Origin of the sequence: Flavobacterium sp. JAS, assembly GCF_020991455.1 — a bacterium.
Taxonomy (GTDB): domain Bacteria; phylum Bacteroidota; class Bacteroidia; order Flavobacteriales; family Flavobacteriaceae; genus Flavobacterium.
The window spans coordinates 152,923-175,550 of record NZ_JAJMOX010000004.1 but is presented as its reverse complement, the minus strand read 5'-3'; the positions used below and the strand labels follow the sequence as shown (position 1 = coordinate 175,550).

The following is a 22,628-nucleotide window of genomic DNA, read 5'->3' as shown; positions in this document are numbered from 1 at the left end:
TTGATTAAAATCTGCATAATAAAACCCTATACGTTATTTTAATGTTCTGTATTTTTTAAACAAAATTGTTTTTAATCTATATCCATTCAAAAAGAAAATCACAGCTTTGAAAGACAGAAATGAATAAAATTTCATGACTTTATTAACCTTTATGTTTCTGCCATTTTGAAGAAGGTATTTCCAGGAAACTAAGTCATTCCAAATTTGTTTTTGCGTTTTAGAAGACAAAACATAAAAATCTTTTAAAATTACGACATAATTACATGCCCAATAATTTTCTATCGCTTTGTTTATTATTTGAGATTCTGTCTCTTCCGAATTTAAACCGTTTTTTACCATTGTGTAAACATCCTCTATATGTTTCGCGCTTACCGTCGTTGTTATAGAACCTTTACGCACTTGGCGGTAGGTATAAAATGATTTTGAATAAATACTAAACGTCTTTAAATAATGCATTAATTTTCCGCACCATTCAATATCTTCCGATTTTCTTCCAACAGGAAAAAACAATTGATTATCGATCAAAATAGATCTTTTAATCACTTTATCCCAGGCAGAAGCAACATACAAATCATAATAAACCAGATTTATGATTTCGTCTTCAAATTTCCCGCTTTTCGTTTTTATAAATTTTTGATTGTATTTGCAAGTCACATCATTTTCTGAAAAAAAACGACTCTCTTCATGTATAATCACATCTGGATTTGTTTCTTTTATTAAATCATTCAAATCCTCTAAAACTTGATTTCCTATCCAATAATCATCGCTATCCGTAAAAATAATGTAGTCACCTTTTGCCGCCAGTAATCCTTTATTTCTGGCATCAGATAGGCCTCCATTTTTTTTATCAATCAATTTTATTTGATGAAAATTTTTCTGGTATTGTTTGCAAATTTCCAACGAAGAATCTGTTGATCCGTCGTTAACTAAAATAAGTTCAAAATTAGAAAAGCTCTGACATAAAATACTTTCTAAACACTGCGGTAAATAAACCTCAACATTATAGACCGGCACAATTATGCTAAAAAAAATCTCTTCTTTTTGAATTTCCATTTCTCGATTATTAATTCAAAAAAACCTTTATTTTATCTTTTTGATAAATAACAATTGCTACAATAAAATTCCAGAAAAAAGAACTCGAAACAAATGCAATTGCTGCTCCGGTCATTCCGTATTCCGGAATTAAAAATCGATTTAAAACAAAATTAAGTACAACCGCCACAATTAAAATAATCTGGAAAACATGCTGTCTTCCAGTCATATTCAAATAAACAGGAGCTGAACCAAATGCAGAACAAATTCCCTGACCTATAACTAAAATTAGAAATGCTTCTTTTGCCGCTACATACTGATGCCCGAAAAAAGACAAAATATACTCAGAAAAAATGCTGATTAATATAATTACCGGAAATGTAATTCCGAAAATTAAACGTGCACAATTCTTTAAAACTTTTATCAATTCTGCTTTATTGTCACTTGCAAAATATTCCGAAATTTTGGCTGAAACCGTAATATTTATAGTTAAAATTACCACCGAAATAATCGTCATTAATTTAACTCCAACCGAATAAAAAGCAACCGTTTCATCGTTTCGATACTTTTTTAGAAACATAATATCAAAACACATTAATAAAAATATTGCCATACCGCTAATCGCAATTGGATATGATTTTAAAAAAACCTCTTTATGCGAAAAAACTTCGGTCGTTTTTATTATTGCCGTTTTATTGAAATAACTAAAAACTAAAATGGAACTAATTAAGGCAAGAAATACAAATCCGATTAAAAAAACATCAACCAAATACGTTTCTTCATGCCAATAAAATAAAACTATTGAACCAATAATAAGCGGAATATATTTGATGACATTTCTAAACAACTCAGCTGTATATGGTTTGTCTAAAGCTCTGATAACTTCTATATTTAAAGTTGATAATCCGTAAAAAAATAATGTTACAGACCCTTTTAAAAAAATGGAATAGACTTCAGGATCTCCAAAATAAGTATTGATTATTTTTTTATCAATCAGCAAGATTATAACCAAGGCCAAAACTGACGTTACAAAAAGCATTGCAATCATTTTGGCATATATTTTCTTTAATTCATCGAGCGCATCGAGACTGGCCAGTTTTCCTTTAAAATACAAAATAGACTGATCGAAACCCAATAAACAAATAGTTCCAACGGCTAAAAGAAATGATCTGGCAAAATCATATTGTCCCACAAGTTTTGGACTGTACGATTTTGTTAAGAATACTGTAAAACCAAATAATAAAAGAACTCCAAAAACTCTTAAAACCAAAGTACTTAAACTTTGTCTTAAAAATAGATTTTGAGAAAGTCTTTCAAAAAGAAAATTGGTTTTCAAGTGTTTTTAAGATTGAGTTGCATTTGATATTGCAAGTTGCCTACGATAAAATTTGCGGAACAAATTCACTAAAATGAAAATGAAAATAAAGAACATGGGAATTAATAATTTAAAATTTCCATTTACAATTTTATGATCATCTATGTTTAGCGTTGCATTAATCTCTTTAATTGTTTTATCAAAACTAATTAATTTTAATCTGTTCTTTCCTTGCTCAGTAACTAACTTTTGTTTCGTTTTTATAATGTCGTTTAACTGTAAATTCTCACTATAATAAACCAATTTTTCGTTTTTAGAACTGTTTTTTGCCGTGCTTGAAAGTCCGCCTAAAACATGATCAATCTGAGCAATTATGGTATCATTTTGTACAATTTCCTGCTCTAGGTTTTTAAACCCTATTTTCTGGATAGCATTAAAATAGGCCGAATTATTCAGGTATTTTAATAACGGTTCGACCACTTCTTTTTCATTAATTGCTTTGCCCGAAACAAATGAAATTGTATGATAAGTATAGTTTTTACTCGTTACATTATCTTCCAAAACCTTTTTGACTTCGCCAACCTCAGCCATTAGTTTTATAAGTTCAAAGTTCTGTTCTTTGTCTTCAATAAACTTATAAACGTCTGTAACTGGTTTAATTTCGATTTTCTTTATTGATCTTGGATCTGAAATTCCAACTACATTTTTTAGAAAATCCAAATCTCCCGAAATAATTTTGGCTTCTATTAAATCTATTTTGGCATATAAATAATCAACACTTTCAAAATTTGGAGTTACAACAACCTGATTCTGAAACGTTTTTTTGTTTGAGTCCAAATACCACCCCAATCCAAATCCGATAATAATCAATATTAAGACAATAATCCAGTTTCGAACAAAAAACTGAATCGAGCGAAATATTAATGCATTAACGCGATCGAAAAAACTACCAATACTTCGCGAAAGCTGAAAAATATCAATTTCCTGATCATTGGTGTCTTGGGGTAATTTTGTACTCATTTATTGTTTTTTATTTTACGTTGAAAATTTGTTCTAAAATTTTAATGGTAATCAAGTACGTTGGTTTTACACCTGTTGTTCCTAATCCGCCTGAAGCTAATGTACTTCCGGTTTCTAATGGATTATCTGATGCATAATACGCATAACGAACTTTGATATCATGAGGCACACTTTTTCTAATTTTTGATGCCGATTGTATCGCTTTTTGATAATAAGAACCTTCCATCTCAAGACCAATTACTCCCCAAGTCGATTCGTGAAAGAATTTCAGTAAATCTCTGTTTTGTAATGATGTTCCAAGAACTGTAACCATCGCTCCTTCAAAAACGGCAATATCGTTTCCTTCGAACATTTTTCCAGTTAATTCATTTTCAAAGAAATAATTATCTGCAGTTCCCTCATTTATATGTGCCGTCGGGATCATAATATCGCCTTTTCCTCCTTCAAGGATTCCGGCTTTACCCATTATCGACACTGATTTTACTTCTAGTTTTGTGTCTTTTTTATATGGTTTCAAAAGCTCGTCGATAGTTTCATAAGCTTGCTCACCAAAAGCATAATCCATTACAATAATAACAGGTTTTACTTCGTCAAGCTGAGCTTTAGGAAATCCGGTTTTTGCCCAGTCAATTTTAGCCGTATCAAAAATCTGTACATCAATATTGGTCCCAGAAGTATCCGGTAACGAAATCATTCCATTTTTCAGGGCTAATTCTTCAACGACACCTCTAATATCTTTAGCGCCAGACTTGCTTAATTCTTCATAAATAAAGAAATCAGATTTGTCTTTGAATTTCGTTTTCAACAACGGTGTTGCAAAAATAGAATTCATTACACTATGCATATTTGCACTAATTACGTGAATTGGTCGCTTTAAAAGATTGTTCGCTTTTAAAACTTCCTTGATATTGGTTGCCCAAATTTCACCGTGAATATGATGTCCTAAACGCTCTCTTAAAACTGGACTAAAAGTTATGGTTCTTTTATTATTGTCTATAACTTCTTCGATCGCTAATTTTCCTAACCAATAAATAACGTGTAGAAAACGATCAGGAGCATTTTCAGACCCAAATGCGTCATAAATGTCTAATACTTCTTCAAAAGTTCTTCCTAAAATATTGGCAACATGCGAGATTGCTTTTTCTTTTTCTATTAGAGGAAGTTTTTTAGTCTGCATTACAGCTTGCTCTAATTTTTGCCAATCGCGAGAAACCTCGCCACCGTCATCTAATAAAACTCTGTTTTTAATTTTATGCGATTCAATGAAAATGAAAGTCAAATGCGTCAAAATATCATAAATATCTGAACGACCACGAGTGATTTCAACATTCATTTGTTCCTCGTCGATTCGGTAACAATTTCTTCTTCTTTTTGGAGGAACAATTGCCTGAAAATGCGATTTAGAATATCCTTCATCCGAAGTTAAATTGATGAAACGGCATTGTTCTATTCCTATCGGAAGACGCTCTATAACGTACAAAAGTCCGTTAAGCTCTACTTTTTCTTCGCCTATATTTCCGTAAATCTCCGGACGTAATGCCAATAATGATTCACGTAAACTATCACCTGAAACTCCCATTGGTTTATAAAACCCACGGTTGAATAAGTGACGCATTGTAATGTACATTTTTTCTATAGCTGCAGATGATTCCTGCGCTCTTGATCTTGATATATGTTTGGTTTCTTTCATGCTATTTTATTTTAAAAATCTTCTTTTTCAGAAGATGTAATATCTTTTTTATTAAACGAAATTAGGAATTATTAATGTTATTTTAATTGAAATCTGTCAATGTCTGTATTTAGTAACATTTATTTCAAATTCAAATGTACAATCTGAATAACTTCGCATTCCGCTGCTTTTCTGGGGCCTTCTACAAAATAACCTTTTAGCCCAATTTTAATTCGTTCTGTGTGTATTTCGCGAAGTGATTCATTTAGTATCCACATTTTTGCCTTCCCGGATATTGGAACTGGTGTTGATTTATCTAGAATTACATTATTTTCACTATCTAAAAATTCAGGCCAAATCATCCATAACTGTTTTATATTTTCATCACCAGAATACATAAAATCTGAACGATATCCCTGCGTAGGACTTGTTTCTCTTCCTCCTTCTTCTGATGAAAAAAAACGATATTGAACTATGAAATCACATTCGCGATTTCTAATTTGTTCATATGATATATGATCTCCCAATTTTCTCTACTTCAAATTATCCGCAATCTTTCTATCATTCGATAATCTCGGTGTTTTGTTTTGTCCGCCTAGTTTTCCCTGAGATTTCATATAATCCTGAAAACCGTTTTTAGAAACTTTGGTTACAACTACTTTTCGCAAAACGCTTCCGGTAATTAAATCGTCGTAATAAATGTTTTGTTTTCTCATTGCGTCGTCAATTGCTTCTGCAAAAACTTCCATGTCTTCTGGTTCGGTTTCAAATTCAATCAACCATTCATGATACGGCAATCCGCTTGACGGATTAATTTGTGGTGCTACTGTAAATTCGTTGATTACAATTTTGGTTCCCTCGGTTGCTTCCTTCATCGCTTTTTCGACTTCATTGGCAATCACGTGTTCTCCAAAAGCCGAAATATAATGTTTGATTCTACCCGAAACAATAACTCTGTGCGGAAACAAAGTGGTAAACTGAACAGTATCACCAATATTATAACGCCAAAGTCCTGCATTTGTCGAAATAATCAAAACATAGTTTACACCAAGTTCAACTTCTCCAATAGTATAGCTTTTTGGCTTTTCTGTAAAAAATTCGTCAGCTTTAATGAACTCGTAGAAAATTCCTGAATCCAATAACAGTAACATTCCTTTTAATTTTTGAGAATCCTGATAGGCAAAAAATCCTTCAGAAGCCGGAAACAATTCAATACTGTCTACCTTTCTGCCAATCATGTTTTCAAACTTTGCCCGATACGGTTCGTAATTTACTCCGCCATAAATAAACAAATTGAAATTTTTGAATAAGTCGCCTATTTTCTTTCCTCCGCTTTTTTCCTGCAAACGCTCAAAATACATTTGAACCCAAGACGGAATTCCGGAAATAATGCTCATATCCTGCTCTATGGTTTCCTCGACAATAGCATCAATTTTAGTCTCCCAATCTTCAATGCAATTGGTTTGTAAAGAAGGCAATCTATTTTTTTGAAGATATCTTGGAACAAAATGTGCCGCAATTCCAGACAATCTTCCAAATTTGATTCCGTATTTCTCCACTAAAATAGGACTTCCCTGCAGGAAAATCATTTTTCCGTCAACAAAATCGGCATTTCCGGTTTCATAGATATAATGCAAAATCGCATTTCGCGAAGCTTCAATATGATACGGCATCGACTCTTTGGTCAACGGAATATATTTTGCACCGGAAGTTGTTCCTGAAGTTTTCGCAAAATATAATGGTTTCCCTTTCCAAAGAATATTTTTTTCGCCCATTCGAACTTTGTCGATATAAGGCTTTAGATCTTCATAATCCCGAATCGGAACGCGTTTTTTGAAATCATGAACTGTTTTTATTTTATCAAAATGATGATCTACTCCAAATTCGGTTTCACTTGCGCTATTAATTAAGCTTTTAAATATTTTTTGTTGCGTTTCTACCGGTTTATTGGCCCAAGCCAAAGTATCGTAGTATATTTTGCTGGCAAACAGTTTTGCTGCTACTGATTTAATAGACATTTTCTTCCGTATTATTTCTTGTCACTTTTGTTTTTACTTGGTGATTTTTCTCCAGACACCTTCTCCTCTTTTACCACTTCTTCTCTTAATTTAATTTCTTCTTCAGAGGCTTTCATATTCACTTCTGAAGGTTCATCAACCTCGGCTAAAATAGAATCTTTATTGAATTTTGCGTATTCTAATTCGCCTCTCAATACTTTTTGAATTCCATTTATATAAGCTTCATTCTTCTTCAGGGCCGTTTCTAACGAATCAGATTTTATGGCTAATTCTGTTGCATTCTTTTTTAATTGAGAAGAAGAGTATCCTGGAATAAATTCTCTTAAAGGTGTAAAAGCAATAATAAAAGTGGTAATTAAGATCAGAAAAATTCCGCCTAAAGAGAAAATAACAAATACATTCATCAAGGTTAATTTAAATGAGAAAATCTCTTCAAAAGTATCTTCATTCAAAATGACCAATCGGTTTTTGATAAATAATTTTTTTCTAAAATCGAATTTCTTCTTAGTCATTGTGGTTCTTTATGTAAGCAAATATAATAATTAATAGTCTTGTTGATGCTGGTAAAATTTGAACGAATCCGCTTAATTTACGATTTTATAAAATATTTAACGTTGCTAATTACAAATATTTTAATCTAAAAACTCTTCTTGTTCGTATATTTCTATATACCTTTGCGGTATAATTTAGAAAACAATTTGCTTCGGCATTAAATATACAATCATGGGAAGATTAGGTCTTACAGAAATCCTTGTAATAGTAGGTATTGTGATTTTACTTTTTGGAGGTAAAAAAATTCCAGAATTAATGAAAGGTTTAGGAAGCGGAATCAAAGAATTCAAAAACGCTGCTAAAGACGATCAACCTGCTGCTACCAAAAAAGAAGAGGAAGAAACGAAATAATAACCTTCAAGTTATTAAAAATCCCAAATTACAATCATATGTAATTTGGGATTTTTTTATTTCTATCAACCCAATTGGAATTTGGAATTTAATTTTTTTTGAAATTTTATAATACCATCGTCAACTGAATTCTCTTTCTATCTTCATCAACCTCAGTAACCTTAACATCAACATGTTGATGAAGTTTAACTACCTCGTTTACATCACTCACAAAACCAGCTTTTAGTTGAGAAATGTGAACCAATCCGCTTTCTTTGATTCCGATATCAACAAAGCAGCCAAAATTGGTGATGTTATTGACAATTCCAGGTAAAATCATTCCGGTTCTCAAATCTTTGATAGATTTTACATTTGCATCAAATTCAAAAACCTTCGCTGACTTTCTTGGGTCTAATCCAGGTTTTTCAAGCTCTTTTATGATATCTTTTAGCGTAAGCAAACCAATTTCAGAAGTAATATATTTTTCGGGCTTAATTAAGGCTGTTTTGTCTTTGTTAGCAATTAAGTCGTTTACCGAAAGATTTAAATCTTTTGCCATCTTTTCAACAACCGGATATGCTTCCGGATGTACTGCCGAATTATCCAGCGGATTTTTAGCATTCGAAATTCTAATAAAAGCCGCGCCTTGCTGATACGCTTTCTCGCCTAAGCGAGGCACTTTTTTTAGCTGTTTTCTGTCCTCAAACGGACCATTTTCTGAGCGATATTGTACGATATTTTCCGCCAGCTTCTCGCCTATTCCACTCACATAACTTAGTAAATGTTTACTTGCTGTGTTAATATTGATTCCAACCGAGTTTACGCAGCGAATTACCGTCGCATCAAGCTCATCTTTTAATTTTGTTTGATCCACATCATGTTGATATTGTCCAACTCCAATCGCTTTTGGGTCAATTTTCACCAATTCTGCCAAAGGATCTGAAAGTCGTCTTCCGATAGAAACTGATCCACGAACCGTAACATCATAATTAGGAAACTCTTCACGCGCAATTTTTGAAGCCGAATAAACCGAAGCTCCAGCTTCAGAAACGATGAAAACTTGTAGCGGTTTTTCAAACGCGATTTTTTTTATGAAAAATTCGGTTTCTCTCGAAGCAGTTCCGTTTCCAATAGAAATTGCGTCTATCTGATAGGCATTTACCATCGAACGGATTTTCTTAATTGCCATTGTTTCCTCATTTTGAGGTGCATGCGGATAAATGGTTTCGTTATATAATAAATCACCTTTTTCGTCCAGACAAACTACTTTACAACCGCTTCTAAATCCCGGATCGATTGCCAAGATACGTTTTTCGCCCAAAGGCGGCGCTAATAATAACTGTCCTAAATTGTTAGCAAAAACCTGAATCGAATTCGCATCCGCTTTTGCTTTTGCTTCCTGTAAAGTCTCATTTCCAATTGCAGGATTCAGCAATCGTTTGTAACTATCTTCAATAGCCAATTGCAAATGAGCCGTTGTACTATTTTGTTTTTTAATAATCAATTCGTCAATAATATCGTAAGCTTCATCGATATCAACATCTACTTTCATCTTTACAAAACCTTCGTTTTCTGCACGAAGCATTGCTAACAAACGGTGCGAGGGCGCTTTTGTCAAAGGTTCTTCCCAATCAAAATACTGACTGAATTTTTGAGCTCCTTCTTCTTCACTTTTCTTTTTTACAACTTTTGTCCCAATTGTTGCTTTTCGCTGATACAATCTTCGCAATTGCTTACGAACATAAATATTCTCATTAATCCATTCGGCAATAATATCTCTTGCACCCTGAATCGCTGCTTCTTCATTAATTACATTATCATTTAAATATTGTGTCGAAATAAAATCAACATCAACATCGTTTTGCGACATAATGATTTTTGCCAAAGGCTCTAAACCAAATTCGCGCGCAACATCGGCTTTTGTTTTTTTCTTCTTTTTATAAGGCAAATAAAAATCTTCTATCTCTTGTAAATCAAAACTTTGCTCAATTTTTTGTTTCAATTCTGGCGTAAGTGCTTTTTGCTCCTCGATCGATTTTAAAACCGCTTCTTTACGTTTTACAATTGCTTCATATTCTTTATGAAGTTTTGCAATTTGCTCAATTTGAACTTCATCAAGATTTCCGGTTGTATCTTTTCGGTAGCGGGAAATGAACGGAATCGTACAATCTTCCTCTAATAATTTTACCGTATTTTGAATGTTAATCGCTGCTGTTTGAACAGTCTTGGCAATGAATTGAATATTAGTCATACTTTTAATGAGATAATTTCTTGATTGTAAAATGATATAATTTACTTGTTAAAACTAAATAATAAATCTATCAATAATTCCGCTAAAATAATATCTTTGTTTTTAATTTTTACCTAATGGAAATTTTATTACTCTATTTTTTTATTGTAAATATCATTGCGTTTGTTTTAGCCGGATATGATAAATATCTAGCCGTGAAACATAAACAAAGAATCCCAGAAAATACACTATTTGCGACAGCTTTTTTTGGTGGTTCTGTTGGTTTATTGTTAGCAATGTTATCGTTTAGACATAAAACGAGTAAATCTTCTTTTATTATAAAATTTGGAATAATTCTTTTACTTCAAATTGTATTGATTTATCTGAAATTAACCCGTAAAATATAAACATTTTCATTGTTAATAACTTCAAAATAGGCCAAATTTAAAAATACAATCAACTGATTTTAAAGTTATTAAATAAAAAACCGGATGAATTTTAAAAATCCGCCCGGTGTGTTTATTTATAGGTGCGAAGCACCCGTTTTTTTTTGACTTTTTACGAACAAGCTATTTTATTCACTCTGTTTTGGTGTCTTCCACCTTCAAAAGCAGTTGTTAAAAACGTTTCAACAATTTCTACTGCTTGCGGAATCGATGTAAAACGCGCCGGAATACTCACAATATTAGCATCATTATGCAAACGGGTTAAATAAGCAATTTCTTTAGTCCAGCATAAACCGGCTCTAACCTTTGGATGTTTATTAACAGTCATTGCAATTCCGTTTCCGCTTCCGCAGATTACGATTCCAAAATCAGCTTTGCCTTCAGATACATCATTTGCAACCGGGTGACCATAATCCGGATAATCAACAGAATCTTCAGAATCTGTTCCGTAATTGGTTACTTCATATCCTTTTGCTTTAAGCATCGCAACGATTGCTTTTTTGTAATCTGGTCCTGCGTGGTCGTTTCCTATCGAAATTTTCATTGTAAATACTATTTAGTTGTGTTGTGCAAATTTAATCAATTAAAAAATGTTTGCCACGAATTTCACGAATTATCACTAATTTTTTCCTTTTCAACTTTTAAAATAGAATTCGTGTACATTCGTGAAATTCGTGGCTAAAAACTTGGAGATCTTTTTCCACAGATTAATACATATATAGTAGATTCAAACTTTATTAACTTTGCGTAAATCTTGGCGCTCTTTGCGGTTAAATTAAACGTTTTTGCAAATAGCTTTATATCAAAATCTTAGCGTTATTAACAATTTTAATATCTCTATAATTATCTGAGGATCAATTAGAAATAAACATATATTTTGTTAAAATTTTAAAATGTTAATACTAAAACCTAATTAGTTGATATTCAGTTAACTTTAAGTTAACATAATTTGTTAATAAGTTAAGATAGAAAATTAGAAGTTTTTTTTGGTTGTGTCAAAAAAAAACCTAATCCAAAACCGGAATGAAATAACCTAATAAAGTTTCATGAATTTTTAGAAAAGTTATCAATATCAAAAATGCCATTTTCAACAAAAATCAACATACTAACTTATCTACAAAATCAATTCATTTTTAGTTGTCAACCGTTGTTAATTAAAATACAAAAAGTCTTATAAATTAATCGTTTAACTAAATATAAGTATGTTGATAACTCAAGATAACTAAGAGAAACTTCATTTCAATACTTTTAAAAATAAATTTATATGACATATTAACAAGCTATAATAACAACCAAAAATTAATTTAATTTAAATTTTTCTTTTTGTTGTATTTAATATATGTTGACAACTTTGAAAGTTTAAAAAGAAAATTAATTTTTTTAAATTGAAAAATAGAATGGTTTAAACAATTTTGAGAGGGTTATTAAGATTGTCCAGAATTCGCTGAACTTCTTCGAAATCGTTTGGATGAATTTTAAGTTTAATTCCACCCAGCGCCGAAGTATACATTGGAACGACTGAAAGCGTCATTTCGTTTTCAAAATAATATGGGATTTCCTCTTGCTCTAATAAGTGTTTCAGAACAACTGTTTCGTGCTGATAATTGAATATTGCAATGGTTTTAAAGGTTTCCATAAAAGGTCTTTTAGTAAAGATACGAAATGAGTATTACTAAAATTTGTTGCTTGCACTAATTTAAATATGCGAATTACAAATGACCTATGAAAATCAATAAATATCTACTTTTGAAAGTTATTTTTTTAATAATTTATTTGTTAAAATCTATAATCTGATATCTTATTTGTAATTTTAACTTTTTAAGAAAAGATATATGAGTAAGAAAATTAGAAAGCCGATAAAAAATGAGAAAGATTTCTCAAGTAAAATAGTAAAAATTTTATCGCAAAGCCCAAATAAAGCATTCAACTACAAACAAATAGGAGCAAAGTTAGAACTTGATGATACAAAAAGCAGAAATCAGATTATAAAAGATTTAAAAATTCTGGCTGCTTCAAAAAAGATTATAGAATCAGAACCGGGTAAATATTTAATCAAAGCTATTAGTCAGGATTATTACGAAGGAACAATTGATATGACGAGCAGAAAAACGGCATATTTTATTTGTGACGAGTTTACCGAAGATGTTTTTATCCCGACCAATAACTTAAACCGTGCTTTAGATAAAGACAAAGTAAAGGTTTATGTTTATAACCGTAGAAAAGGTAAAAGACCTGAAGGTGAAGTTATTGAAGTTATAGAAAGAAACAAAACAGACTTTGTTGGAGTTATAGATATTCAGGCAAATTTTGCTTTTGTATCTACCGCAAATCCTAAAATGTATACCGATATTTTTATTCCAAAAGATAAAATTGGAGAAGCAGAAAATGGTGATGTTGTTTTAGTTACCATTGAAGATTGGCCAAAAAGAGCTGATAGTCCGTTTGGATCTGTGATTAGAGTTTTAGGAAAACCAGGAGAACATAATACTGAGATTCATGCTATTTTGGCCGAATATGGTTTGCCGTCAGATTTTCCGATAGAAGTAGAGGCTTATGCTCAAAAAATAGATACTTCGATTCAGGAATCAGAGATTGCAAAGCGTCGAGATATGCGTGATACACTTACGTTTACGATAGATCCAAAAGATGCAAAAGATTTTGATGATGCCTTGTCTTTTAAAAAATTAGAGAACGGAAACTATGAAATCGGAATCCACATTGCTGACGTTTCGTACTATCTAGAAGAAGGAACAATCTTAGACGATGAAGCTTATCAACGTGCAACTTCGGTTTATTTAGTAGATAGAGTAGTGCCAATGCTTCCGGAAGTTTTATCTAATTTTGCATGTTCATTACGTCCAAATGAAGAGAAATATACATTCTCGGCAATATTCGAAGTTTCACCAACTTCACAAGTTATTAACCAATGGTTTGGTAGAACAGTAATTTATTCAGATCAACGATTTGCTTATGAAGAAGCGCAATATATCATTGAAACAAAAGACAATACGATTCCAGTTGATATTTCGATTACCGGAGAATCTTATGTTGTTTCAGATGAAATTGTAGATGCAACTTTAAAATTAGATGAATTAGCTAAGATTTTAAGAAAGAAAAGAATGGCAAATGGTGCTATTTCTTTTGATAAAGTGGAAGTAAAATTCAATCTGGATGCTGAAGGTGAACCAGAAGGAGTTTACTTTAAAATTTCAAAAGATGCCAATCATCTTATTGAAGAATTCATGCTTTTGGCTAACAGAAAAGTGGCTGAATACATTGGTAAACAAAAGAAAACATTTGTTTACAGAATTCACGATGAACCAAACGAAGACAAATTAATTGCGATGCAAGCTGTAATTGCTAAATTTGGTTATAAAATAGATTTTAGAAACAAAGGAGATATTTCGAAATCATTGAACGCTTTGATGGAAGAAGTTAATGGTAAAAAAGAACAAAATCTAATTGATACTCTTGCTATTAGAAGTATGAGTAAAGCCAAATATTCGACAGATAATATTGGTCATTACGGATTAGCTTTTGATTATTACAGTCATTTTACTTCGCCAATTCGTCGTTATCCAGACGTTATGGTACACAGATTGCTGCAATATTATTTAGATAATGGCGCTTCTGTAGATGAAGAAGTTTATGAAACAAAGTGTTTACATTGTTCAAATATGGAAGGTTTAGCAACTAATGCTGAACGAGATAGTATTAAATACATGCAGGTTAAATACATGCAGGATCACCAGAATGAAGAATTCCTTGGAGTTATTTCTGGAGTTACTGAGTGGGGAATTTATGTTGAAATTGTTTCTAATAAATGTGAAGGAATGGTAAGAATCAGAGAAATCAAAGATGATTATTATACTTTCGATGAAAAGCAATATGCTTTGGTTGGAGCAACTTCAAACAGTGTATTACAATTAGGAGATGAAATTTACGTAAAAGTAAAAAATGCTGATTTAGTTAAAAAACAATTAGATTTTCATTTTTTAAGAAGAGCAGAATAGAGGTTTAATTAAAAAATAAAAGTATGAAAAAGTTAATTATTGGAGCTGCAATTTTATTTGTTCAGATGTCTTTTGGTCAGGTAACCAAAGAATTAGGTGATTTTGATTCCGTTAAAGTGTTTGATAAATTAAGTGTAAAATTAGTCCAGTCTTCAGAGAATAAGATTGTAATTAAAGGTGCTCGTGAAGCAGAAGTTGAAGTTGTTAACAAGAAAGGTTTATTAAAACTAAGAATGCCTTTTCCAAAACTATTATCAGGAAATGATCTTGATATTACCGTGTATTATAAACATTTAGAACTTATTGATGTTAACGAAGGTGCAAATGTTACTAGTAAAGAAGCTATAAAAGCTACTTCATTTAAAGTAAGTGCTCAGGAAGGGGGAACAATTGATGCTAATTTAGATGTTGATAAACTAAAAGTAAGTTCAGTTTCAGGAGGTTCTATAACTTTGTACGGTAAAGCGGCAAATCAGGATGCAAGTTTAGGTGCGGGAGGATATTTATTAGCTAGTAAATTAAACACGTCTCAAACTACTGTAAGCGTTTCTGCGGGCGGAAAAGCAGATGTGAATGCTTCTACCCTTGTAGATGCAAAAGTAAGCGCAGGAGGCTCTATTTACATTTATGGAAAACCGAAACAAATTAATCAAAAAACAGTCTTTGGAGGTAAAATCGAAGAAGTAAAATAACAAATTGTATTTGAATGATAAATGATATTTTGGCTGGACTGCCATGGGGACTTTTTTTAAGTTTTATGGTAGGTCCAGTATTTTTTATACTACTTGAAACCAGTATTACAAAAGGATTTAGAGCTGCATTAGTCTTTGATCTTGGAGTAGTGTTAGGTGATATTTTTTTTATAGCAATCGCTTATTTAGGAAGTTACAGACTTATTCAGAGTTTAAAAGATAAACCGGCACTCTTTATTTTTGGCGGTATTATTATGCTGGCTTATGGTATTATTTCTTTCGTAAAATTAAAGAAAGAAGAAAAAATTAATGACGAAGAAATTGATCGTGACATTATTAAAAGAAACTACGCTAGTTTGTTTGTAAAAGGCTTTTTATTGAACGTTATTAACATTGGTGTACTTGGTTTTTGGTTAGCAGTTATTATCTCTGTAGGACCAAAATTAGAGATGCAAAATACAAGAATGTTTACTTTTTTTACTGCAGTTATTATTACTTATTTGGTAGTTGATTGTATTAAAATATTATTAGCCAAACAGTTAAAATCTAAAATGACACCAACTAATATTTTAAAAATTAAAAAAGTAATTAGTATTGTTTTAATGATTTTTGGTCTTGTTTTAATGATCCAGGGTTGGTTTCCAAAAGAAAAAGAAATGGTTAAAAACGCTTTTGAGAAGATTGAAAAGTAGTTGTTAACAACTGAAGATATAAATTAAAACCTCTCAATTTGAGAGGTTTTTTTTATGCTTAAAAGCAAAGTTTGTCATTTCGACGGAGGAGAAATCCTCGCAAGAAGCTCGACAAAGATTGGATTTTCGTTGCGGAGTTACTTACGAGGATTTCTCCTCCGTCGAAATGACAATATTGTGGAAAATTAAGTACATAAAAAAAAAACATTTTTGTATCTTTTCTATAAATATCGTCCGGATTTGAACGTAAATCTTTATCTAATTTTTTCAAAAAATTAAACATAAAAAAAACCTTCAAATTGCTTTGAAGGTTTTTGAGGCATCGTCCGGATTCGAACCGGAGTAGGAGCTTTTGCAGAGCCCAGCCTAGCCGCTCGGCCACGACGCCATTACTTGAACGGATGGCAAAAGTAACTAAAATCTTTAAATTTCAAAACTTTAAAAGTAACTATTTTAAAAAATTACCTTTTTATTTGAAAGATTTACTTTCTGGTTTCTGTCATTTTTATAGTAACTGTTTCAACATCACCACCTATAGGAGGATTTATTTTAGAAACCCAAACAGTCGTTTTTTCTACAGTTTCGATCTCTGCCAAGACACGAATATTGATTCTTTTAGCAACATGTTCTAATAAATGCGAACGAATTGCCATTTCTTCTTCAACAATTTTGTTTAAATGTACATAATCGACCGTGTCTAATAAATGATCAGTTTGAGCTGATTTCTGTAAATTTGCTTTAATTTTTAGATCTACAGTATAATCAGATCCAATTTTTCCTTCTTCAATTAAACATCCGTGGTATGAAAAAGTGCGAATGTTTTTTAATTTTATAACTCCCATTTTCTTATTGTTTAAAGTTTAAAGTTTCAGGTTTAATGCTAGTTAAGTAACTTTAAACCTGAAACCTGAAACCTTTTTTTTATCTTTGCTAAAATTACTATAAAATAATGGCATCAGAAGAGAAATCACTCAATTTTATTGAACAAATCATAGAAGAAGATCTTAAATCAGGTCTTTCACAAAATAAACTTCATTTTCGTTTTCCACCAGAACCTAATGGTTATTTACACATTGGTCATGCAAGTTCTATTGCATTAAATTTTGGTTTAGGAATTGATTATCAATCTCCTGTGAATTTACGTTTCGATGATACAAATCCTGAAAAAGAAGAACAGGAATTTGTTGACGCCATTAAAAAAGATGTTGAATGGCTAGGGTATACCTGGGCAGAAGAACGTTATGCTTCAGATTATTTCCAACAATTGTATGATTGGGCGGTTTTATTAATTAAAAAAGATAAAGCTTATGTTGATAGTCAATCTTCTGAAGATATGGCGATTCAAAAAGGAACTCCATCGACTGTTGGAACTGATAGTCCGTATAGAAATCGTTCTGTTGAAGAAAATTTAGATTTATTCGAAAGAATGAAAAACGGTGAATTTGAGGCTGGTACTCATATTCTTCGTGCAAAAATAGATATGAAATCTACTAATATGTTGATGCGTGATCCTATCATGTACAGGATTTTGCACAGACATCATCATAGAACCGGAGACGATTGGAAAATCTATCCAATGTATGATTGGGCACATGGACAAAGTGATTATTTAGAAGAGATTTCACATTCATTTTGTACACTTGAATTTTTGCCTCACCGTGAATTATACGATTGGTTTTTAGATCAGATTTTAGACAATAATAAACTACGTCCAAAGCAAAGAGAATTTGCAAGACGTAACTTATCACATACTGTTGTTAGTAAAAGAAAATTACAGCAACTAGTTAAAGAAAAGCATGTTAACGGTTGGGATGATCCTAGGATGTCAACAATTTCCGGATTAAGAAGACGTGGTTATACAGCTGCTTCATTGCGTAATTTTGCTAACACAATTGGTATTGCAAAACGTGATAATTTGATAAATGTATCGGTTTTAGAATTTTGTATTCGTGAAGATTTGAACAAAATTGCACCTCGTGTAATGGCTGTTTTAGATCCTGTAAAATTGGTAATTACAAATTATCCAGAAGGAAAAGAGGAGTGGCTTGAAGCCGAAAATAATCAGGAAGATGAGAATGCAGGTTTCAGAAAAGTACCATTTTCTAGAGAATTATATATAGAAAGAGAAGACTTTCTTGAAGAAGCTCCTGCGAAATTTTTCCGTTTGACATTAGGAAAAGAAGTACGTCTTAAAAATGCTTATATCATTAAAGGTGAAAGTGTTATAAAAGATTCAGAAGGAAATATTACAGAGATTCATGTCACTTATGATACAGATTCTTTAAGTGGAAGTGGGACAGAAGCAAGTCAAAGAAAAGTATCTGGAACACTACATTGGGTTTCTATTCAACATGCAGTTGAAGCAGAAGTTCGTATGTACGATCGTTTGTTTACAGATGAAGCACCGGACAGTTATAAAGAGAAAAATTTCTTAGATTTTGTGAATCCAAATTCATTAGAAGTTATCAAAGGATTTGTTGAACCAAGTTTATCAACAGCTAAAAACGAAGATAAATTTCAGTTTCAACGTTTAGGCTATTTTACTGTTGATAAAGATTCAACTGCTTCAAAATTAGTGTTTAACAAAACTGTTGGATTAAAAGATGCATGGGAAGAAAAAGGTAAAAAAGAAGAAAACAGTATCAATAATTCTTTAAAAGACATCAATAAATATTTTAAAGCTGAAACAAAAGCAGAACGTATTGCAATTGAAAGTGCAATAGGGGAGAGCATCAAAAATGTTTCAAGTTTTTCTTTATTACAAAATTCATTAAAGAAGAATATTAACAATAATAAAGGTTCGTTGTTGTTTGCTCAATTTATTTTGAAATATTCAATTTTGAAATCTGCTGATTTTGAAGAAGACGATATTAAAAAATTATATACAATGTCTCTTAGAAGTGAATCTACTTATGTTCGATCTAAAGCACTTTTGAATTTAAGAGATTTAGAAAATGAAAGTTTCAGAAATCAATTTGAAGAAGAAATTTTAAAATTAAATTCAAATCCACCAAAAAATGCTTCGGAAAGAGAAATTGAAATTCTTGCCGACTTAGTAAAAAAATAATATCATTAGAATCTATTAGAAAGCGCTTTTTATAAGCGCTTTTTTTATTATTTATAATTTCTATTAAAAGTATAAAATTTATAAATTTTTTAGATTAAAAGTGACCTTCATAAATTAATTTTAAGCTATAATTTCATTTCTTCCATCTCTTAACTCATCTTTCGAATAATCGTTAAAAAAAAGGCTTTATTTTAGTTTTATGTCTTATTTTGGGCTGCTTTTGAGTTTATTAACAACGAATTGTTTATAAAGTTGAGAATTTCATCTGTTTTCTAAATTCTATTGAAATCTAGGTTAAAAATTGAAATTTTAATCAAAAGTTAGCGATTTGATTTAATATCAGTTTTAGTGATCATTTTTAATATTTGAAAGGTTTAATTTATTATTTACAAAATCTATTTAAAAGCTAATTTTTATAGATGTTTTAGATTAAAAGTGACCTTCATAAATTAATTTTAAGCTATAATTTCATTTCTTCCATCTCTTAACTCATCTTTTGAATAATCGTTGATTTTAGATCTTTATTTTAATTTTAGCCGTTATTTTTCTCAGTTTAACGGGTTGTTAACATACAATTGTTTATAAAGTTGCTATTTTTATCATAGTGCCAAGTTTGAAAAATATTTTTCAATAATTTGAAACGAAAGTTGAGAATCGAAATTGATTTTTGCCAAAGTTTAAAAATAGAGCATTTTTGATTTTGGTTTTAATTCTAAGTACTAATTCTTGCCAATTGTTTTATGTTCTAATTTTTATTGTGATTTGATTTTGATAATACTTCAGCGTAAAAGTATTTTTTCAGGATGATTTCATAATGGCTAAATATCATAGAATTATTTTTTGCTAATAGTTTCAAATTTTGATTTTCATCTTTTGGCCATAAACAATTTAAAATTTATTTATTTATGAAATGTATCATTTTTACGCTATCGATTTTATTTGCAAATATTGCAATTTCACAAACACATCAAATTACAAAACACAATGGTGAACAACTAGATGTTAATTTTATTAAACTAGAAAATGATTTGGTTTATTATTCTTTTAACGGAAGTGCCGAAGAACATAAAATTAGCAAATATGCTGTTTCACAATTAACAAATAAACAAACCAATCAGACTAAAAAAATATCTGATAAAGTTATAGTAGATTCAAAATCAGATTACAAGTTGGTAACAGTTTTGCCTCAGGAAAAGACAATAGGTTTAAAACAAGTGGCTAATTTTTCTGGAGTCTCGACAAAGACAAAAGGAGAACCGCCAATTGCAAATCAAAATAGTACTGCTTTGAGAATCAAAACACAAGTGGCTTCAAGTGGATATCCGTTTGTGAGCATTGTTGAAAAAGCAGATGGAAAATATGAAGCTGTAGCTTACGTGTATTAAATTTAGTGTTAATTTTTATTAAATAATATTAAGCCGGCAATTTGTAATTTAAAAAAAGAGTACCTTTATTAATCATTTAAATTTAAATATTATGTCAAAGAACTTAAATACTGTAGCAGCAATTTTGGGTGCTGCAGCCGCTGGTGCAGCGATCGGAATTTTATTTGCTCCTGACAAAGGATCTAAAACTCGTGCTAAACTTAAAGAAGGTTTAGACGATGCAACTCATAATTTGAAGGATTCACTTTCGGCAAGTTCTGAAGTGTTACGTGAAAAGTTTACACACGCAAAAGAAAATTTAGATGGAACTTATGGAGAATTACTTTCGAACATGAGTTATAAAACGGAGGAGGTAATCAGTTTTTTGGAATCTAAATTGGCTGATTTAAAAGCACAAAACGCTAAACTTCAAAAATAATAATCCAGGAAGCACAAAGCTCAATGTGATTTTAATGATTGTTTTGGTTATTTTAATTTTAGAATAATCGAATAGTAATTGTAAAATCATGAGTTTTGTGCTTCTTTTATTAATTAAAATTATAATTATGGCTTTTGAAGAATTAAAAGAAAATACCGAAAACATTCAGGATCAGACTAAAGTTTATCTGGAAAGCCATTTAGCTTACTATAAACTTTGGGGTTTTAAAGTTGCCATGAAATCGACAACTTTAATTTTTAAGTTTACTTTGATCTTATTGTGCTTTAGTATGGTTTTACTTTTTGGATCTGTAGCTGCTGCTTTTGCTTTTAGTACAATGTTTGGAAGTTATGCTTTAGGATTTTTGACAGTAGGAGGGATGTATCTTGTTGCTACAATTTTACTTTTCTTTATCAAAGATAAGTTTGTAGAAGGTCCGATATTGGAGAAATTTTCAGAAATCTTTTTTAATGATTAATTATGGAAACTAAAAAATACGCATCATACGCAGAAATCGAAAGAGATTTGGAAATTCTGAAATTAGAGAAAGAGATTAATTATCAAAAATTAGTTTTAAGTTTTCAGAAAACTAAGGAAAGTATAACACCTCAAAATATCGTAAACGGATTTTTGTCTTCTTACAAAGAGTACTTTTCAAATTCTTATGTCAAGATTTTGCAGTCAATTTTACCGTATATTATTGGTTGGTTTATCAATAAAAAAAGAGGCAATTAAGCCTCTTTTTTACTTTCTATAATTATTTTACTTCAGGTTGAATGTCATCTTCATAACCAGATTGAGGTTCAATAGGTTTTGGTTTCACAATTTTTTTATTGTTTTTCTTCATCATTTCACCAACTTGATTTGATGCTGTAAACGATGCAACCATATTGTTCAACATATCACTTCCGGCTTGAGGAGAATTTGGTAATAAAATTAAATTCGAATTTGCATCGGCACCAATAGCCTGAAGCGTATCATAATGTTGAGTTACTACAATTAGTGCAGAAGCTTCTTGAGAATTAATACCAACATTGTTCAAAACTTCAACACTTTCTACAAGACCTCTGGCAATTTCACGACGTTGATCTGCAATACCTTGACCTTGTAAACGTTTACTTTCTGCTTCAGCTTTTGCTTTTGCAACGATTCTAATTCTTGAACTTTCAGCTTCAAATTCAGCAGCAGTTTTTTCTCTGTCTGCAGCGTTAATTCTGTTCATTGCATTTTTTACCTGAATATCCGGATCAATATCGGTAACTAAAGTATTGATAATGTCATATCCATAAGTAGTCATTGCTTCGTTCAATTCTCTTTTTACAGCAATTGCGATATCATCTTTTCTTTCAAAAACATCATCCAATTTTAGTTTAGGAACTTCGGCACGAACGACATCAAACACATAAGCGGTAATTTGATCGTGTGGATATTCTAATTTATAAAAAGCATCATATACTTTTTCCTGAATCACTTTAAACTGAACCGAAACTTTCATTTTGATAAAAACATTGTCTTTAGTTTTGGTTTCAATGATAACATCTAACTGTTGAATTTTAAGATTTACACGTCCAGCCAATCTGTCAACCAACGGAATTTTTAATTGTAAACCTGAATTTCTAACGCTCAAAAACTTACCGAATCTTTCTATAATTACAGACGATTGTTGTTTCACTGTAAAAAAAGAAGACATTAAAATAAATAATCCGAAGACTATTAGAATAATAAATGCTGTACCCATGATGATATTAA

The 22,628-nt window shown here is 31.0% G+C and carries 22 protein-coding genes and 1 tRNA gene; 10 read left to right on the top strand and 13 right to left on the bottom strand.

The features are described from left to right. Nucleotides 1–33: 33 nt before the first annotated feature. The 7 genes from LPB88_RS06705 to LPB88_RS06675 all read right to left on the bottom strand — a co-directional run bounded on the left by LPB88_RS06705 (nucleotide 34) and on the right by LPB88_RS06675 (nucleotide 7,566). Nucleotides 34–1,053, bottom strand: coding sequence for a glycosyltransferase (locus LPB88_RS06705; RefSeq protein WP_230713853.1), 1,020 nt, complete (start codon nucleotides 1,051–1,053; stop codon nucleotides 34–36). Nucleotides 1,054–1,063: 10 nt separating this feature from the next. Beyond that, a complete protein-coding gene (locus LPB88_RS06700) occupies nucleotides 1,064–2,368 on the bottom strand; it encodes an MATE family efflux transporter (protein ID WP_230713851.1) in 1,305 nt (434 codons plus the stop codon). Between the two features lie 6 nt (nucleotides 2,369–2,374). Next, nucleotides 2,375–3,367, bottom strand: coding sequence for a hypothetical protein (locus tag LPB88_RS06695; protein ID WP_230713849.1), 993 nt, complete (start codon nucleotides 3,365–3,367; stop codon nucleotides 2,375–2,377). A gap of 10 nt (nucleotides 3,368–3,377) precedes the next feature. Further along, nucleotides 3,378–5,057, bottom strand: a complete 1,680-nt coding sequence (locus LPB88_RS06690) for a hypothetical protein (RefSeq protein ID WP_230713847.1) — start codon at nucleotides 5,055–5,057, stop codon at nucleotides 3,378–3,380. A gap of 119 nt (nucleotides 5,058–5,176) precedes the next feature. Then, nucleotides 5,177–5,563: a hypothetical protein gene (locus LPB88_RS06685; RefSeq protein ID WP_230713845.1), complete on the bottom strand. Its 387-nt coding sequence runs from the start codon at nucleotides 5,561–5,563 to the stop codon at nucleotides 5,177–5,179. Nucleotides 5,564–5,569: 6 nt separating this feature from the next. Continuing rightward, nucleotides 5,570–7,054, bottom strand: a complete 1,485-nt coding sequence (locus LPB88_RS06680; protein ID WP_230713843.1) for a GH3 auxin-responsive promoter family protein — start codon at nucleotides 7,052–7,054, stop codon at nucleotides 5,570–5,572. An 11-nt stretch (nucleotides 7,055–7,065) separates the two neighbouring features. Continuing rightward, nucleotides 7,066–7,566, bottom strand: coding sequence for a peptidase (locus LPB88_RS06675; protein WP_230713841.1), 501 nt, complete (start codon nucleotides 7,564–7,566; stop codon nucleotides 7,066–7,068). Nucleotides 7,567–7,777: 211 nt separating this feature from the next. Between LPB88_RS06675 and LPB88_RS06670 the strand changes: the two genes are divergently transcribed. Then, the gene (locus LPB88_RS06670) at nucleotides 7,778–7,957 is read left to right on the top strand and encodes a twin-arginine translocase TatA/TatE family subunit (RefSeq protein WP_089354160.1); all 180 of its coding nucleotides are present in this window, start codon (nucleotides 7,778–7,780) and stop codon (nucleotides 7,955–7,957) included. 106 nt (nucleotides 7,958–8,063) lie between these two features. Here LPB88_RS06670 and LPB88_RS06665 read toward each other — a convergent pair whose 3' ends face one another. Next, entirely contained in the window at nucleotides 8,064–10,187 is a 2,124-nt protein-coding gene (locus LPB88_RS06665) for a Tex family protein (protein ID WP_230713839.1), read from the bottom strand. 116 nt (nucleotides 10,188–10,303) lie between these two features. Here LPB88_RS06665 and LPB88_RS06660 point away from each other — a divergent pair, with 116 nt between their 5' ends. After that, the gene (locus tag LPB88_RS06660; RefSeq protein ID WP_230713837.1) at nucleotides 10,304–10,573 is read left to right on the top strand and encodes a DUF1294 domain-containing protein; all 270 of its coding nucleotides are present in this window, start codon (nucleotides 10,304–10,306) and stop codon (nucleotides 10,571–10,573) included. Between the two features lie 151 nt (nucleotides 10,574–10,724). Here LPB88_RS06660 and rpiB read toward each other — a convergent pair whose 3' ends face one another. Together rpiB and LPB88_RS06650 are read right to left on the bottom strand one after the other, a co-directional pair. After that, nucleotides 10,725–11,156, bottom strand: coding sequence for a ribose 5-phosphate isomerase B (gene rpiB, locus LPB88_RS06655; RefSeq protein ID WP_056196715.1), 432 nt, complete (start codon nucleotides 11,154–11,156; stop codon nucleotides 10,725–10,727). A gap of 858 nt (nucleotides 11,157–12,014) precedes the next feature. Further along, complete coding sequence (locus LPB88_RS06650; RefSeq protein ID WP_230713835.1) at nucleotides 12,015–12,248, bottom strand: DUF2007 domain-containing protein; 234 nt, start codon at nucleotides 12,246–12,248, stop codon at nucleotides 12,015–12,017. Nucleotides 12,249–12,444: 196 nt separating this feature from the next. Here LPB88_RS06650 and rnr point away from each other — a divergent pair, with 196 nt between their 5' ends. The 3 genes from rnr to LPB88_RS06635 are packed head-to-tail and all read left to right on the top strand — an operon-like array spanning nucleotide 12,445 to nucleotide 16,009. Continuing rightward, on the top strand, nucleotides 12,445–14,625 hold the full coding sequence (rnr, locus tag LPB88_RS06645; RefSeq protein ID WP_230713833.1) for a ribonuclease R: 2,181 nt from the start codon (nucleotides 12,445–12,447) through the stop codon (nucleotides 14,623–14,625). 23 nt (nucleotides 14,626–14,648) lie between these two features. Then, nucleotides 14,649–15,317, top strand: a complete 669-nt coding sequence (locus tag LPB88_RS06640; RefSeq protein ID WP_230713831.1) for a head GIN domain-containing protein — start codon at nucleotides 14,649–14,651, stop codon at nucleotides 15,315–15,317. A gap of 14 nt (nucleotides 15,318–15,331) precedes the next feature. Next, the gene (locus LPB88_RS06635; protein ID WP_230713829.1) at nucleotides 15,332–16,009 is read left to right on the top strand and encodes a LysE family translocator; all 678 of its coding nucleotides are present in this window, start codon (nucleotides 15,332–15,334) and stop codon (nucleotides 16,007–16,009) included. A gap of 317 nt (nucleotides 16,010–16,326) precedes the next feature. Here LPB88_RS06635 and LPB88_RS06630 read toward each other — a convergent pair. Further along, nucleotides 16,327–16,397: transfer RNA gene (locus LPB88_RS06630), tRNA-Cys, on the bottom strand. Between the two features lie 94 nt (nucleotides 16,398–16,491). Then, the gene (folB, locus tag LPB88_RS06625) at nucleotides 16,492–16,851 is read right to left on the bottom strand and encodes a dihydroneopterin aldolase (RefSeq protein ID WP_089354167.1); all 360 of its coding nucleotides are present in this window, start codon (nucleotides 16,849–16,851) and stop codon (nucleotides 16,492–16,494) included. A 107-nt stretch (nucleotides 16,852–16,958) separates the two neighbouring features. Here folB and LPB88_RS06620 point away from each other — a divergent pair, with 107 nt between their 5' ends. From LPB88_RS06620 to LPB88_RS06600, 5 genes are all read left to right on the top strand, one after another. After that, nucleotides 16,959–19,076 (top strand): glutamine--tRNA ligase/YqeY domain fusion protein, encoded by a 2,118-nt coding sequence (locus tag LPB88_RS06620; RefSeq protein ID WP_230713827.1) that lies wholly within the window; start codon nucleotides 16,959–16,961, stop codon nucleotides 19,074–19,076. A gap of 905 nt (nucleotides 19,077–19,981) precedes the next feature. Further along, nucleotides 19,982–20,461: a hypothetical protein gene (locus LPB88_RS06615; protein WP_230713825.1), complete on the top strand. Its 480-nt coding sequence runs from the start codon at nucleotides 19,982–19,984 to the stop codon at nucleotides 20,459–20,461. 91 nt (nucleotides 20,462–20,552) lie between these two features. Beyond that, on the top strand, nucleotides 20,553–20,879 hold the full coding sequence (locus LPB88_RS06610; protein WP_089354172.1) for a YtxH domain-containing protein: 327 nt from the start codon (nucleotides 20,553–20,555) through the stop codon (nucleotides 20,877–20,879). A gap of 127 nt (nucleotides 20,880–21,006) precedes the next feature. After that, nucleotides 21,007–21,357: a competence protein gene (locus LPB88_RS06605; protein WP_230713824.1), complete on the top strand. Its 351-nt coding sequence runs from the start codon at nucleotides 21,007–21,009 to the stop codon at nucleotides 21,355–21,357. Between the two features lie 2 nt (nucleotides 21,358–21,359). Next, the gene (locus tag LPB88_RS06600; protein ID WP_230713822.1) at nucleotides 21,360–21,614 is read left to right on the top strand and encodes a DUF6327 family protein; all 255 of its coding nucleotides are present in this window, start codon (nucleotides 21,360–21,362) and stop codon (nucleotides 21,612–21,614) included. 22 nt (nucleotides 21,615–21,636) lie between these two features. Here the strand turns inward: LPB88_RS06600 and LPB88_RS06595 are convergent, their stop codons facing one another. Beyond that, nucleotides 21,637–22,617 (bottom strand): SPFH domain-containing protein, encoded by a 981-nt coding sequence (locus tag LPB88_RS06595; RefSeq protein WP_089354175.1) that lies wholly within the window; start codon nucleotides 22,615–22,617, stop codon nucleotides 21,637–21,639. Between the last annotated feature and the right edge of the window lie 11 nt (nucleotides 22,618–22,628).